Origin of the sequence: Bradyrhizobium niftali (assembly GCF_004571025.1) — a bacterium.
GTDB lineage: Bacteria > Pseudomonadota > Alphaproteobacteria > Rhizobiales > Xanthobacteraceae > Bradyrhizobium > Bradyrhizobium niftali.
Map to the genome: position 1 here is coordinate 272,805 of NZ_SPQT01000003.1, position 13,873 is coordinate 286,677.

13 protein-coding genes and 1 pseudogene are annotated in these 13,873 nt (G+C 62.7%); 8 read left to right on the forward strand and 6 right to left on the reverse strand.

What is annotated here, in order from left to right; translation table 11 throughout:
* Window positions 1–12: 12 nt before the first annotated feature.
* From E4K65_RS10030 to E4K65_RS10050, 5 genes are all read right to left on the reverse strand, one after another.
* Window positions 13–1,281: an NHLP bacteriocin system secretion protein gene (locus E4K65_RS10030; protein ID WP_135174008.1), complete on the reverse strand. Its 1,269-nt coding sequence runs from the start codon at window positions 1,279–1,281 to the stop codon at window positions 13–15.
* A gap of 192 nt (window positions 1,282–1,473) precedes the next feature.
* The gene (locus E4K65_RS10035) at window positions 1,474–2,205 is read right to left on the reverse strand and encodes a sulfite exporter TauE/SafE family protein (RefSeq protein WP_135174009.1); all 732 of its coding nucleotides are present in this window, start codon (window positions 2,203–2,205) and stop codon (window positions 1,474–1,476) included.
* 82 nt (window positions 2,206–2,287) lie between these two features.
* Window positions 2,288–2,674 carry a hypothetical protein gene (locus E4K65_RS10040; RefSeq protein WP_135174010.1) on the reverse strand — a complete coding sequence of 129 codons (387 nt, stop codon included), beginning with the start codon at window positions 2,672–2,674 and terminating at the stop codon, window positions 2,288–2,290.
* Between the two features lie 138 nt (window positions 2,675–2,812).
* Window positions 2,813–4,591: a hybrid sensor histidine kinase/response regulator gene (locus E4K65_RS10045; protein ID WP_167770694.1), complete on the reverse strand. Its 1,779-nt coding sequence runs from the start codon at window positions 4,589–4,591 to the stop codon at window positions 2,813–2,815.
* A 56-nt stretch (window positions 4,592–4,647) separates the two neighbouring features.
* Window positions 4,648–5,298 carry a response regulator gene (locus E4K65_RS10050; protein ID WP_235885552.1) on the reverse strand — a complete coding sequence of 217 codons (651 nt, stop codon included), beginning with the start codon at window positions 5,296–5,298 and terminating at the stop codon, window positions 4,648–4,650.
* A gap of 223 nt (window positions 5,299–5,521) precedes the next feature.
* On the opposite strand from E4K65_RS10050, the gene E4K65_RS10055 reads away from it, so the two are divergent.
* Complete coding sequence (locus tag E4K65_RS10055) at window positions 5,522–5,695, forward strand: hypothetical protein (protein WP_167770695.1); 174 nt, start codon at window positions 5,522–5,524, stop codon at window positions 5,693–5,695.
* 134 nt (window positions 5,696–5,829) lie between these two features.
* Window positions 5,830–6,296, forward strand: a pseudogene (locus E4K65_RS10060) (isocitrate lyase/phosphoenolpyruvate mutase family protein); the annotation flags it as partial.
* A gap of 564 nt (window positions 6,297–6,860) precedes the next feature.
* Here the strand turns inward: E4K65_RS10060 and E4K65_RS10065 are convergent.
* The gene (locus E4K65_RS10065) at window positions 6,861–7,679 is read right to left on the reverse strand and encodes an IclR family transcriptional regulator (protein ID WP_135174012.1); all 819 of its coding nucleotides are present in this window, start codon (window positions 7,677–7,679) and stop codon (window positions 6,861–6,863) included.
* A 152-nt stretch (window positions 7,680–7,831) separates the two neighbouring features.
* Here E4K65_RS10065 and E4K65_RS10070 point away from each other — a divergent pair, with 152 nt between their 5' ends.
* The 6 genes from E4K65_RS10070 to E4K65_RS10095 are packed head-to-tail and all read left to right on the forward strand — an operon-like array spanning window position 7,832 to window position 13,848.
* The gene (locus E4K65_RS10070; RefSeq protein ID WP_135174013.1) at window positions 7,832–8,827 is read left to right on the forward strand and encodes an ABC transporter ATP-binding protein; all 996 of its coding nucleotides are present in this window, start codon (window positions 7,832–7,834) and stop codon (window positions 8,825–8,827) included.
* Window positions 8,820–9,515, forward strand: a complete 696-nt coding sequence (locus E4K65_RS10075) for an SDR family NAD(P)-dependent oxidoreductase (RefSeq protein WP_135174014.1) — start codon at window positions 8,820–8,822, stop codon at window positions 9,513–9,515. Before E4K65_RS10070 ends, E4K65_RS10075 begins: the two co-directional genes overlap by 8 nt.
* Window positions 9,512–9,796, forward strand: a complete 285-nt coding sequence (locus E4K65_RS10080) for a (2Fe-2S)-binding protein (protein WP_135174015.1) — start codon at window positions 9,512–9,514, stop codon at window positions 9,794–9,796. Before E4K65_RS10075 ends, E4K65_RS10080 begins: the two co-directional genes overlap by 4 nt.
* Window positions 9,793–11,163 carry an FAD/NAD(P)-dependent oxidoreductase gene (locus E4K65_RS10085; RefSeq protein ID WP_135174016.1) on the forward strand — a complete coding sequence of 457 codons (1,371 nt, stop codon included), beginning with the start codon at window positions 9,793–9,795 and terminating at the stop codon, window positions 11,161–11,163. The genes E4K65_RS10080 and E4K65_RS10085 overlap by 4 nt, the downstream gene beginning before the upstream one ends.
* The gene (locus E4K65_RS10090) at window positions 11,160–12,320 is read left to right on the forward strand and encodes an NAD(P)/FAD-dependent oxidoreductase (RefSeq protein WP_135174017.1); all 1,161 of its coding nucleotides are present in this window, start codon (window positions 11,160–11,162) and stop codon (window positions 12,318–12,320) included. The genes E4K65_RS10085 and E4K65_RS10090 overlap by 4 nt, the downstream gene beginning before the upstream one ends.
* Window positions 12,298–13,848, forward strand: a complete 1,551-nt coding sequence (locus E4K65_RS10095) for an ABC transporter substrate-binding protein (RefSeq protein ID WP_135174018.1) — start codon at window positions 12,298–12,300, stop codon at window positions 13,846–13,848. Before E4K65_RS10090 ends, E4K65_RS10095 begins: the two co-directional genes overlap by 23 nt.
* The last annotated feature ends 25 nt before the right edge of the window (window positions 13,849–13,873 follow it).

Below are 13,873 nucleotides of genomic sequence, written 5' to 3' on the forward strand. Positions count from 1 at the left end.
GTGCTGGCGATCCTAGCCGCCGATTCCGCTCAGCCGCTTCATCAGCGGGATCACGAGATCAATCGGCGGCTGCTCGCGGGTCGTGACTTCGGCGCGGGTCAACGTTCCGCTCGAGAGCAGGATCGGCGGCCCCTTGCCGGAGGTCCAGCGATACCCGCTGGCGGTCAAAGGATCGCGCTCCAGGGTCACCTTCGCCGCATAGGGCGCGCCATCCTGCGAGAAGCGCTTCACCAACGCATCATTGTGCAAGTCTGCCAGCATGCCCTGCGGCGTCACGGGGAAATCCGAAACCGCCATCACCCTGCCGACAATCGCGCCGTATTCCTCCCGCTTGATCGTGGTCGGCTCGACGCGAACCTCCATGCCCGGCCTGATGTTCTTGCCGCGGTCCGGCGGCATGTAGACGGTCGCCTCCAGAACCTGTCCCGCAATTTCGATCTCGACGAGTGGCGTCCCCGTCGCGAGCACGGCCCCGCTGGACACTTTGACCTCGACGACACGGCCATCGGCGGGGCTGACGATCCGCGATCCTCGCTCCAGGTCGGCGGCAAGCTGCTCGACCGTGCGCCTTGCATTGTTGATCTTGAATTCCGACTGCAGCCGATCGCGCTCACGCTGGCTCTGGAGATCCAGCCGCTGCGCATTGAGCTTGAGAATATCGTTCTTCGCGTCGGTGATGCGCTCCCGCGCATTGTTGAGCTCGACCCGACGGTCCTCGAGATATCTACGCGTGACGGTTCCGTTTGCCGCGGCGGGCTCGAGCTTGGCCACCTCGTCCGTAAGATAGGCGGTGCGCCGCTCGGCGGCAGCGATCACATTGGCAAGGCCGGCTTCCTGAGCCGAGTAGTTTGCGAGCTTGGCATCGATCTCCCGCGCGATCGCCCCGGTGAGCTCGACATGCTCGCGCTCGCGCTCGCCGAGGACGTCCCTCGCCTGTTGAAGGCGCTGCTCGATCTCGGTCTGCACGACCCGGGCGATCACCTGATCGCGGCGGACCCCGTCGCCGATGCCGACGTCGAGCGAGGCCAGCTTTCCGCTGACCGCGGACACGGCGTCGACCAGACGACCACCACTGCTCAGCAAAATGCCGTCGCCGGATACGCGGGTGGGAATGCGGCCCAGCACGCTCCAGGTCAATAGTACGCAAAGACCCAGCGCCAGCGTCGCAGCGGCCATCCAGTCAAAAGGGCGCGTGACGCCGACAACATGGTCGAGCTGCTCGGGATTCGAAAGCCGCTCGATGGCCGCTTCACGAAAGATTCGCTCTGTGCCCCGCTTCATGCAGCCCCCCGCAAACACCGAGCCGTCCTCGACATGGCTCGATTTGGCCGGAACGCCTTCGCTTTTTCAAGCGGATAATGCTTACCAGCACGGGTCAAGATTCAATCGCTTGCTTTTCACGACACGATTGGATCGAACCCTGGACCTGGCCGGCGCCCCTGCAACCACACACTTTTCCACGAGGACCGCCTCCTAAATCACGAGGCAAAGGCCCGAAAACAGCAGCAAGCCCAGGACAATTCGTTTGAAGGCCATTTCGTTGATCCGTCCGAACAGGAAGATACCTCCGGCCGTTCCAGCAGCTAGGGCGGGCAGAGAAATGCCAAAGTCGATCAAGACCTCTAACGAGATATTGTGGTGCGCGAGCATGAGAGCGAGCGCGAACAGCTGCATGATCCCTATGTAGGGTTGAACCAGGCCGCGCTGCTGGTTTTTGGGGAGACCGTGGATGTCGCACCAGATCGCGGGAAGTGCGCCGGGCATTGCCGTCAACCCGCCGACCAGTCCCCCACCAAACCCCACCAGCGCATTCCTGCTCTGGCTCTGCATCTGACGCAGATAGGCAGGCGCAGACCGAAACAAAGCATACGCCGCGTACAGAGATACGAAAGACCCAAAGCCCAGCCTGAAGGTCCCGGTTTCAACATGCTGTAGGAGATAGATCGCGATCGGAATTCCCAACGCTCCGCCGGCGATGAAAACGAGACTCGCTTTCCACTGCATGCTCTTACGTAGCGCAAACAGATTGGCCGCCTGCACGGTGATGCTGCAGGCCATCATCAATGGCACGGCTTCCATGGGCGGAAAGACGTGCAGCAGGATGGCGCCGGCGACTGCCGAGAACGCAAACCCGGAAAGGCCGGAAACGAACGCGCCGGCAAACACCGCGCCGCTCAGCACCAGATAAAGCACTATGTTTGACATGGCATCGCATCGCCTGGAACGGTGATCGTGGTGACAGCGCGAGGTCGTCCGAGCTCGCTCAGCTCACAAACGACCAATGCATCTAGTCGCCATTGATCATTGCTGCCGCCTCGATCGGCCGCATACTGGTGGCGTCATGCAACGCGTATCCCCCGGCGACGTGCAAAATGCCGAAACTAATCAGGACGGCGATTGTCCACACCTTGAGAGGTCGCGATGGTCGCCAGGCATGGGAGCCGTTGGTCCCCGCCATATCGAAATTGCGTCTTATCGGCGTTCGAAACGTCGGCGAAGCGCGGTCATCCGCCGTCAAATGCCGGTATCGGCGGATGAGCTGCTTTGCCTGAATGCGCCGCGATTCGTGAGCGGAGGCGAGGAAATTGCTGAGAACTTTTCGCATCTTGCTACCGGAAATGGTTATTGCGGGAAGGCTTGGGTCATTGTCGTCAATCGAATAAATCGCGCGCAATCAGATACCGCTGGATTCATGCGGGCGCGATACGGCAGATGTCGTATTTCGTCGTCGGCACGAAGGGGCGCGCCGTGGAAGCTCAGCGGCGGCACATTCTCACGTTTGGCCGGATGGGGCCCGGATCAGAGGAAGCGGCTACGTTCCTTCAATAGCCGCTAGCGATCGATCCCTGTCGCCAACACAGGCCGCAACGATCGCCTCGTGCAATTCCTCGCCGGAAATCGGCTTGTGCAGGATGCGATAGCCGCCGGCGGTCGCTTCCCGGATGCGCGAAGGCGAGGTATCGCCGGTCACGATAACGGCGGGGACCGGGCGGCCGAGATGGGCGCAAAGAGCCTGGATCGCATCCAGGCCCGTGGCGCTGTCCTCGAGGCGATAGTCGGCGATGATGAGATCGACCGGTGCATCGCCCACCGCCATCGCCTCGGCATGGATTCGCTGCACCTCGGCGGCGGACTGACCGGCATATACCCGATGCCCCTGCAGCGTGAGCAATTGCACCATGGTCTCGCGAACATCCCTCTCGTCTTCGACGACCATGATGCTGACGGCGATGCCCGTGAGTGAGCCTTTCGCATCCGGCAACGGAGCCGGCATCGCGCTGGCTATCGGAGCGGTCACGGAGAACATCGAACCGCTCCCGGTGACGGAGACCAGCTTCAGCGGATGTTCCAGCAGTAGAGCGGTGCGGCGAACGATGGCGAGGCCGAGGCCAAGGCCTTGCGTGCGGTCTCTCGCCGGGTTCTGCAACTGCACGAATTCCTCGAAGACCATTGCCTGCTGATCTGCAGGGATGCCCGGGCCGGTGTCCCAGACCTGGATTTCCACCGAAGCGCCGCGCCTGCGGCAGCCAAGCAGAACGCCACCGGATCTCGTGTATCGAAAGGCGTTCGACAGCAGATTGCCCAGGACCCGTTTCAACATCATGGGATCGCTGTCCACCTGCAGACTGCTTTCGACGACACGCCAGTCAAGGCCACGATCATTCGCCGTCGGCGCGAATTCGTTGCTGAGCTGGTTGAAAAGTTGAGACAGATTCACCGTCTCCCTCTCAACAGTGACGACGCCGGCATCGAGCCGGGAGATGTCGAGCAGTCCATTCAGAAGGGCGCTAAGGTTGCCGACAATGGATTTTGCCTTGCCGGCCAGATCGCGTGCATCGCCGGACTGGACAGCGCCGCGCTGACCCAGCGCCGCGAGCGTGGCAATCAGCAGACTCAAGGCATGGATCGGCTGGCGCAGGTCATGACTGGCGGCCGCGAGGAAACGTGTTTTCGCCCGGTCCGCGGCTTGTGCGCGGTCGCGTTCTTCCTGGAGGTGGCTAACCAGCTCGACATTTTCCAGGCGCAACCTGATACTCTCATGCAGCATGCGGTACGTCGTACGGCAGTAATAGAGATTGATGGTCAAGAGCCCGCCAAGCAGGGCGAGATAGGCGCCGGAGACATCGCCGCCATTTGTGATCGAGCGTATCGTGAACGGCAGCATCGTTGCGATGATCGAGCCGACGAGAGCAGGCGGAAAGGCCGAGAGCGATGGAACGGTGCCGCAGATCAGACCGGTCAAGACAACGGCAGTGAATGAAAAAAGAATCGGCTCTTCAGGACGGAAGCCAACCCAGCCGAGCATTCCCCACAGCATGCCTGACACGCAGGAAAACGCAGCCGCAAGCCAGGCCCATCGCAACACCGCGGCTGGCTCCCAAACCCGCTTGAAGAACTGGCGAGCCGCCAGGACGCGCATGGCGGTGAGCAGATACACCGCGCCGAGCCATCCGATCAACCAGCTCGCAGGTACGGCGCTCCTCAGGACGGACGCGGCCGCCAGGGAGATCAGGATGTTGGAAACCACCACCCCATAGGAATTGCGATACAAAAGCTCGACCAGCGCCGCACGTATTTTGTCTTCTTGCATGAAACCTCTCCGCGCGCCGGCTGGTGCGGCGGCCTCGTTCGCGAGTTGCCGTCGCGCTAGCCCGCTGGAAGGCCGAGACGAACCGCGTAGGCGGTCAACTCAGCGCCATTGTGCAGATCAAGCTTCCGCATGAGATTCTCCCGATGTTTACGGGCGGTGAGCGGACTGATGCCGAGACGGCTGGCGATGTCGCGGTTGGTGGCGCCGTGAGGGATCATCGCCAGGATTTGCCGCTCACGCCTTGTAAGCGCGACCGGAGATACGATCGCCGCCGTGGGCTCCGGGATTTCGTTCGGGCCGTCACGCTGGTCCACCGCAAAGCGAACCTCCTCCGCGACATAGGCGTTGCCTTTTTTGATGGCATCGATCGCAGCGATGAGTTCGGATGGATCGCCGCTCTTGGTCAAATAGCCATTCGCGCCCGCGGAAAGGGCTGCCCGAACGGAACGTGGCTCAATATTTGCGGTAAGGACCAGAACCCGCAGCTTCGGCCATGCGGCTCTCAGGTTAGTTATGAACTGAAATCCGCCCACACCCGGCATGCCGAGATCGAGTATCAGAAGATCGGCGGAGCTTTCGTTCAGCAGGCGGTGGACAGCTTCAGCGTCCGCCGCTTCTCCACTGACGGTAATTTCGTCCAAGGTCGACAGAAGCTGCTTCAGGCCTTCCCGCATGATGGCGTGATCGTCTGCAATGATCGTCCTCACCAGTCCACACATGTATCGCCCCGCCGACAATGGTGTTGAGATATCACGAAATTCCAAACAAGAATCTGGACCCACAATTCTATTTGCCAGATGACTTTAATACGAAATACGCCACCTGCCGTATTTTTTACATAGGGTCGCTCCGGTAACCTTGCCGCGGTGGCTCGCCTTACGGTTGTAACGCGAGTCTAACCGATCAGCATTGATGAAAGGGAGATTGAATATGACCGATAGACAAGACACGAATTCGAAAGCGCAGGCGGAATCTCTCGATAACGCCAAGGAGGCCGCTCAGAACAAGGCGTCCCAAATCTCGACGTCTGAAAAGGACGCGCTCAGCGACAGCTCGCTGGACGACGTGTCCGGCGGTCGCATGCGTTCCGACAACCGGTGGTGACTTCCGGGTATGGTGCCAGGTTTTGATCTGTCAATCGGCTTCCAAATTTGACGGGGGGCAATATTGCAGGCCGAATGACAACCCCGTGATGGGATCGCCGTAGCCGTCAAGCGACCCTACCCCCACGGGCCGCAGCGCCTTGCGCTCTCGTGATCATCGCCAGGACCGACGCCGCCGCAAGCGAGGGCCTCGACGGCGCGGTCGCCCGCGCAAAGCTGTATATCGAGGCCGGTGCCGATGCGATCTTTCCCGAGGCGCTCAACACGGCCGACATGTTCCGCGCCTTTGCCGCGCGCATGCTCGGCGTGCCGTTGCTCGCTAATATGACGGAGTTCGGTAAGACGCCATTCTTCACGACCGCAGAGTTCGAAACGATGGGCTATGCAATGGTGATCTGCCCGGTGTCGTCGCTAGGAATGGCAAACAAGGCCCAGGCAGAGCTCTACGCAGCGATTGCGCACGACGGCGGAACCACAAGATCGTCGAGCGGATGCAGACACGAGCGGAGCTCTACCCAACGATCGGCCTGCATGACTACGAAGCCTTGGATTCGTCGATCGTTCAAACGATCGTTCCGGCGGGCATGCCTCAGCGTAAGTGAACCCGACGAGGCACGCGCACGCTGCACATAACGACATTTTCTTTGACCTCTCGGTGCACACATCGTGCACACGCCCCCTTTCTAACCGGTTGAAAAACTTGAGATCTCGCTCCAATCCATCACGGGCAAGTTTGAGCTAGCTCCGGCAATCGATGTCCGATTGGAGCCAATCAAAAAAAGTTCGTCCACTCCCCTGCCCCACCGTACGTTCAAATCGTGGAGCTGCCGTCGCTTCGACCGCAAGCGGCTTGGACTTTGCGTGCCGTGCGAGATCCGTCCTACGGTTTGCGTGGACAAGCAGTGGGGCGGAAGGGGTGTCTGTCAACACTTGTTGAGATTGCTCGCGCTTTCCGTCCTCGCCTCGCACAGACTACAGTCCTAGCTACGGTGTGTTGGCAGCTTCATTGCGATGGTTCGCTGCGAGCTCGCGCAGCCGCCGGCCTCAGTCGGCACCCCGCTCTCCCTGCCAGATCCAGGCAGATGCGCTCGAACCTCTTGAGCTCGTCGATGTCGTACTGATCACCTCGCATGCGGCCGATCAGACTCCGCGCCGCGCGGGCGATCTCAATACGAGCCGACCTGTTGCCCCGGCCTGCGCAAGGCTGCGTCAAACGGGTTAATCTTCGGCGCAAGCGCCTCTGCCTCGCGCCGGAGCACCTGGACCACAGTCGGCAAGCGCTCGGCATTGAGCCGCTCGACCGTGGTGCCGATGCTGATTGCGGCGAGCGGTCGCCGCTCGCGATCGAGAATGGGCACGGCAACCCCAGCCATGTCCGGTAGAAGCCCCGAGCCGCGCGCAGCAAAGCCGCTTTCCCGCACCCGCTCGATTTCATTACGGAAGAACACTTCGTCGAACAGGCCGAAATGAAGAAGCCGCGGCAGGTTGAAGCGGATCACCTCTTCACGTTCCGATTCCGGCAAGTGGGCGAGGATTGCCATGCTGCCTTGGCCGACGCCAAGGATTACCTTGCCGCCGATGTCGTTGGTGAAGGAGCGGATCGACACCGGCCCCTCGCAGCGGTCGAGACAGACCGCATCGAATCCGCTGCGTACCAGCAGGAACACGGTGTCGCCTAACGCCGCGGACAACCGCAACAGCACAGGTCGGCAAATGTCGCGCAGGTTGCTCGGATTCCCCGCTCGGGCCGCAAGCGAAAAGAACTCGATACTCAGCCGGTAGTACTTGCTGCGCGCATCCTGCTCCACCATGCCTTCATCGATCAGCATGCGCAGCAACCTGTGCGCCGAAGCCGGGGTCACGCCGGCCGTCGCGGCCGCATTCGTCAGCCGCATCCCCTCGCCGCCGCTCGCGGCCAGCGTACGCAGCAAGGCTACCGCGCGCGGCAGGCTTCCCGAAGGCCTTCCGTCGGAAACATCATCCATCAGATGAAAATACTCCTTGAAAGACGGCGCCATCATTACATATAGCGGAAAAACGGCAGCTCGCGTTTGCGCATATTGGAATATGGCATTGACACGACGCGGAGCAAAGACCTGAATAGCGGGTGACGTCCTCGCTCCGGCAGTCCGGCCCCATGCGCGAACAGGTCTTGCGTGTCGAAGATCTCCGAGTCGAATTCCGCATTGGTGCGGAGTGGTATCCGGCCGTCGACGGTGTGTCCTTCACGCTCGATCGCGACGAGACGTTGGCCCTCGTTGGCGAGTCCGGCTGCGGAAAGTCGGTCACAGCGCTCTCCATTATGGGTCTCGTACCGGAGCCGTCGGGTCGCGTCTCGGCAGGCCGCATCCTCCTCGACGAAACCGATCTGCGAACGGTCGATGAGGCGAAGTTCGAACGGCTGCGCGGCGACCGCATGACGATGATCTTCCAGGAGCCGATGACGAGCCTGAACCCGGTGCTGAGCATCGGCTCGCAGGTTGCCGAGGCCCTGCGCGTGCATCGCGGACTGTCTCGGACGGATGCGGACGCAAAGGCACTCGCCGTCCTCGAGGAGGTGAAAATTCCATCCGCCAGGCAGCGCTTCCACGACTATCCACATCAATTCTCTGGCGGCATGCGCCAGCGCGTAATGATCGCGATGGCGCTCGCGTGCGAACCGACACTGCTACTCGCGGACGAACCGACAACCGCCCTCGACGTGACCATCCAGGCACAGGTGCTTGGGCTCTTGGCCGACCTGAAGGAACGCCACGGCATGGCCATGCTGTTCATCACGCATAATCTCGGCGTCGTCGCCCAGATCGCCGATCGCGTTGCGGTGATGTATGCGGGCCAGATTGTCGAAGAAGCGCCTGTACAGGAGATTTTCTCTAGGCCCGCCCATCCCTATACCCGTGCGCTCTTCGCGACGATTCCGCGCCTGGATCGCACTGAGCAGTCGCTCGCAGCCATTGCGGGCCGCGTGCCACCCCTCAACGATATGCCGAAAGGGTGCCGGTTCGCGCCGCGCTGCCCGTTGTGCCGCGAAGGGTGCGAGGCGCCGCAGGTTCTTTTGGCCGCGGCCCCACGGCACCTCGCGCGCTGTCACATCGCAACCAACGCCTTCGCCAAGGAGCTTGCCCGTGCTTGAAGCTGATGGCCGGGTCGTGATGGTCTCCGGGGCCTCGCGCGGGATCGGCCGCGCTGTGGTGGAGCGCCTGATCGCGGACGGCTATCACGTCTCGGCCGGCGTGCGCGATTCCCGCGGACTGATCGGGTCCGAGCGGCTGGTGCTGCATCGCTACGACGCGGAATCATTGCCTTCGGCGGAAGCTTGGGTTGCGGCGACGATCGAGCGTTTCGGCCGGCTCGACAGCCTCGTCAACGCTGCCGCGGTCAATCCCGAGGCGAATCTTACCGACCCCGACGAAACGGCGCTCGACACCATGATGCTGATCAACGTCAAGGCGCCGATGCGGCTTATTCGTCTCGCGCTTCCGCATCTCGCCAAGAGCGGCGAAGGCCGCGTGATCAACGTCGCCTCGATGTCGGGCAAGCGCGTCCGCAATCCCAATGCCGGTTATGCGATGAGCAAGTTTGCGCTCCTCGCGCTCACCCATGCCGTGCGCCAGTACGGCTGGGATCACGGCATTCGAGCGACCGCGATCTGCCCCAGCTTTGTTGCGACCGACATGACCGCGCATGTCACCAAATGGCCGCGCGAGAAAATGAGCGACCCGCGCGACATCGCCGAACTGATCGCGACGGTTCTGCGACTGCCCAACACCGCGACCATCGCCGAGCTTTTGGTCAATTGTCGGCTGGAGGACATGCTATGAGATTGCAACGCTTGGCGGAGACGGACCGGGCCGCCGTGTCATTCGTGCTCGACGGCACACCTGTGGCAGCGCTCGAGGGCGATAGCTTACTTACGGCCATTCTCGCGCATGATGGCTACCTGCGTGTAAGCGAATTCGGTGATGGTCTCCGCGCGGGCTTCTGCCTGATGGGAGCGTGTCAGGATTGCTGGGTGAATGTCGAAGGAGGCGGCCGCGTGCGCGCCTGCACCACGCCGCTAACCGGAGGCATGCGCGTGTCGCGCAGGATTGTGCAGCCATGAGCATCCTCATCATCGGCGCCGGTCCGGCCGGCACGCGTGCAGCCGAGGTCCTTGTCAGCGCAGGCCTGCGCCCCATCGTGATCGACGAAGCGCCGGAGAACGGTGGCCGCATCTATCAACGGCAGCCTGCCGGATTCCGCCGCGACCCGCGCACTCTCTACGGCTTCGAGGCCGCAAAGGCGCGGGCCATCCACGATGTCTTCGACCAGTTACGCCCCTCAATCGACTTCCGCCCACGGACGCTTGCATGGAATTTGCGACAAGGGGTGATCGACACGATCTGCGACGGCAAGGCGAGCGCGGTACCCTTTGCGCAGACAATCCTTTGCACCGGCGCGATGGATCGGGCTGTCCCGCTGCCGGGCTGGACATTGCCGGGGGTCTTCACGCTGGGCGGATCGCAGATTGCCTTGAAGGCGCAGGGCTGCGCCATCGGTGCCAAGGTTGCCTTTCTCGGAACGGGTCCCCTGCTCTATCTCGTTGCCTACCAATATGCCCGCGCCGGCGCGCAGGTTACGGCCGTGCTCGACACGACGCCGTTCGCCGTGAAGGCGGCACAGGCGTTCGGGCTGATGCGAGGCGGCGCAACCTTCGCCAAAGGGCTATATTACATCGCCTGGCTTCGCGCGCGCGGCATCCGGATAGCCGAGGGCGTCACCCCGCTGGCGATCGAGGGCAGCGACCGGGTCGAATTGGTGAGCTGGCGTGACGCACGCGGCACCAACCACGAGGCGGCAGTTGATGCCGTGGCAATCGGCTTCGGGCTCAAGCCGGAGGCACAGCTCGCCGATCTCGCAGGCGTGCCATTCGACTTCGACCCCGTGCAGCACAATTGGGTGCCGCGCAAAGATCCTAGCGGGCGAACATCCGTCGGAGGCGTGTTCCTCGCCGGCGACGGCGGTGGGATTCGCGGTGCCGATCTCGCCGAGGCGGCTGGCGCACGCGCTGCCTGGGCCGTGCTTGCGGCGCGTGGCCTGGCGGCCGATGCGCGTGCGGTCGCACGCCTCGACGCAACTCTGGCAGCCGGCGCCAGCTTCCGCGCCGCATTGGAGCGGGCATTTCCGTTCCCGGCAAAGCTCGCCGCAGACATGGCCGACGAGACGATCCTTTGCCGGTGCGAGGTGATCACGGCGGGCGAGTTGCGCGCGGCCGCGAACGAGGCCTTGGCGACGCTTTCGCCGTCGGAGGTAAATCGTGCCAAAGCCCTGACCCGTGTCGGCATGGGACGGTGCCAGGGTCGCGTCTGCGGCGCAGCCGCCGCCGAGGTGCTAGCGGCCGCTCTCTCGTGCCCGGCTGAACAAGTCGGCCGTTTGCGCGGACAACCGCCCGTCAAGCCGATCCCCATCCTTCCCGCGGAGGCCGCATGAGCGCCACGTCCACCGACGTGTTGATCGTGGGCGGCGGCGGGGCCGGCTGCTCCACGGCCCTGCATCTCGCAAAACGCGGCGCGCGATGCATTTTGCTCGAACGCGGCCAGATCGGCGGGCAAGCCAGCGGCGTCAACTACGGCGGCGTACGCCAGCAGGGCCGGCATCCCGCGGAATTGCCGCTCGCCCGACGCGCTCGCGACATCTGGGCAAAGCTGCCGAAACTCATCGGCACCGACTGCGAGTTCGAGGTGACCGGACACCTGAAGCTCGCGCGCAACCAGGCTGAGGAAGCCGATCTCATTGCCTATCTCGACGTTGCCAAGGCCAACGGCCTTCCGCTGATCATGATCGGCGGCAACGTCATCCATCAGCAATATCCGTGGCTCGGCCCCGACGTCGTGGCCGGCTCGTTCGCACCCGACGACGGCGCCGCCAACCCGCGTCTGTTGAGCCCCGCTCTCGCGCGCGCCGCGCGCGATGCGGGCGCCGATATCCGCCAGTTCACGCCGGTCAGCCATCTGGCCCACGACGGCACTCAGTTCGTCGTGACCTCGGGCGAGCATGAATTCCGCGCTCGATATCTCGTCAACACGGCCGGCTATTGGGGTGGCGCAGTTGCACGCGCCTTCGGTGAGCAGGTTCCGGTATCGCCGCTCAGTCCCAACATGCTTGTGACCGAACCTCTGCCCTACTTTATTGCGCCGAATCTGGGCGTCGTCGGCGGCGACGTCTATCTGCGCCAGATCCGGCGCGGGAACGTGATTTTCGGCGGCGGCCGCGGGCAATCCGATCCGGATGTTCCCTCGTCACGCCCGTCGCCCGAAGCAAGCGCTGCAGTTATGGCGAAGGCGCTGCAGCTCGTGCCGCAGCTCGCTGGCGCGCAGGTGATCCGGAGCTGGACCGGCATCGACGGCGAAATGCCGGACCAAATTCCGGTGATCGGACTGAGCCGAACGACGCCGGACCTGTTTCATGCGTTCGGATTTTCCGGTCACGGCTTCCAGCTCGGCCCAGCCGTCGGGGCTATCATGAGTGAGCTGGTCCTCGATAGACACACCGATGTCCCGCTCGAGCCGTTCCGTATCGATCGTTTTGCAGCGGACCAATCATTCAACCAGCAGGGACAGAGACATGACGCTTCGCATCACGCTTAGCGCGGCACTTGCGGCCGCCACTTTCTTGGCGGTGCCTGCTACGGCAGCACCAAAGACCGATCTCACAGTCGGCATGGCAGCCCAGGATGTCGGCCAGCTCGATCCTCATCGCGCCGTCAGCACCATCGACCGCACCGTGGTGGCGTGGATGTACAATGGCCTCGTGCGCTTCAAGCCGGGGACGATGGATCCGACGCAGATCGAGCCCGATCTCGCGGAAAAGTGGGAATCGAGTGCCGACAAACTCGACTGGACGTTCCACTTGCGTCACGGCGTCAAGTTTCACGGCGACTTTGGCGAGCTGACCGCCGATGACGTCGCATTCAGCCTCAAGAGAGCCAGCGACGCCAAGACCTCGGCTTTTTCCGCTGACTTCGCCGCTTTCAAGAGCATCGAGGCGACGGATCCCTACACGGTCCACATCATCTTAGCGCGGCAGGTGCCGAGCCTGCTCGGGCTGCTCACCAACTATTCCGGCGGCTACATCGTCAGCCGCAAGGCGGTCGAGAAATATGGTGCGGACTTCACGCGCAATCCGGTCGGCACCGGCCCGTTCGCGTTCGTATCCGACACCCCGAACCAGTCGCTCGAGCTCACCGCGTTCAACGGCTATTTCCGTGGCGAGCCGCAGTTGGCGCATGTGAGCTATCGCTACATTCCCTCGGACTCCTCGCGTGACCTTGCCTTCCAGAACGGTGAGATCGACCTCGTCTACGGCAAGCAGGATCAGGCCTGGATCAACCGCATCCGCGCATTGCCGAATACGGTCGTCGACGTGTTCGAGCCCGGCGAACTCGCCAATCTCAATCTCAACATCACAGCGAAGCCGCTTGACGATATCCGCGTGCGGCAGGCGATCGCCTACGCGGTCAACCGCCCGGAACTGGTGAAGTGGCAGGGCGCCGACACCGCGCGGCCGGGCCAGAGCGTGATTCCGGCAGGCTATCTCGGCTTCTCGAAGGATGTCGGTCTCGCCAACACCGACATCGCCAAGGCCAAGGCCCTGCTGAAGGAGGCGGGCTATCCGGACGGCGTGACCATCAAGGTGATTCACACCCAGCTGCCGCAAATGCTGGGGAGCATGCAGGTCGTGCAGGCGCAGCTGCGCAAGGCAGGCATCAATCTCGACCTACAGGTCGTCGATCATGCCACCTTCCACCAACAGATCCGCAAGGATCTGAGCCCGATTGTCTACTACGCGGCGGCGCGATTTCCGGTCGCTGACATCTATCTGACCCAGTTCTTCCACTCGGCGAGCATCGTCGGAAAACCGACGGCGGTCACCAATTTCAGCCACTGCGACGTGGCGGACAAGGACATCGACGCCGCCAAGACCGAGCCCGACGCTGAGAAGCAAGTCGCACTCTGGGTCGAGGCTCAGAAAAAGATCGTTGCAACGGCCTGCGCCGTTCCGTTGGCCGAGGCCTTGCAAATCTGGGCGCATCGCACCGACCTCGACTACGGCTACGAGTTGAAGGCATCGCTGTCGCTCGGTCCGCTCTTGACCGAAGCCACCCACTTCAAGTGAGCTAAGCGGGATCAACCACAGGATC

Bases quoted from the DNA above. Each gene is read 5' to 3' on its own strand.
- E4K65_RS10030 (WP_135174008.1), bottom strand. From the start codon at position 1,281: ATGAAGCGGGGCACAGAGCGAATCTTTCGTGAAGCGGCCATCGAGCGG.
- E4K65_RS10035 (WP_135174009.1), bottom strand. From the start codon at position 2,205: ATGTCAAACATAGTGCTTTATCTGGTGCTGAGCGGCGCGGTGTTTGCC.
- E4K65_RS10045 (WP_167770694.1), bottom strand. From the start codon at position 4,591: ATGCAAGAAGACAAAATACGTGCGGCGCTGGTCGAGCTTTTGTATCGC.
- E4K65_RS10055 (WP_167770695.1), top strand. From the start codon at position 5,522: ATGACCGATAGACAAGACACGAATTCGAAAGCGCAGGCGGAATCTCTC.
- E4K65_RS10065 (WP_135174012.1), bottom strand. From the start codon at position 7,679: ATGGATGATGTTTCCGACGGAAGGCCTTCGGGAAGCCTGCCGCGCGCG.
- E4K65_RS10070 (WP_135174013.1), top strand. From the start codon at position 7,832: ATGCGCGAACAGGTCTTGCGTGTCGAAGATCTCCGAGTCGAATTCCGC.
- E4K65_RS10080 (WP_135174015.1), top strand. From the start codon at position 9,512: ATGAGATTGCAACGCTTGGCGGAGACGGACCGGGCCGCCGTGTCATTC.
- E4K65_RS10085 (WP_135174016.1), top strand. From the start codon at position 9,793: ATGAGCATCCTCATCATCGGCGCCGGTCCGGCCGGCACGCGTGCAGCC.
- E4K65_RS10090 (WP_135174017.1), top strand. From the start codon at position 11,160: ATGAGCGCCACGTCCACCGACGTGTTGATCGTGGGCGGCGGCGGGGCC.
- E4K65_RS10095 (WP_135174018.1), top strand. From the start codon at position 12,298: ATGACGCTTCGCATCACGCTTAGCGCGGCACTTGCGGCCGCCACTTTC.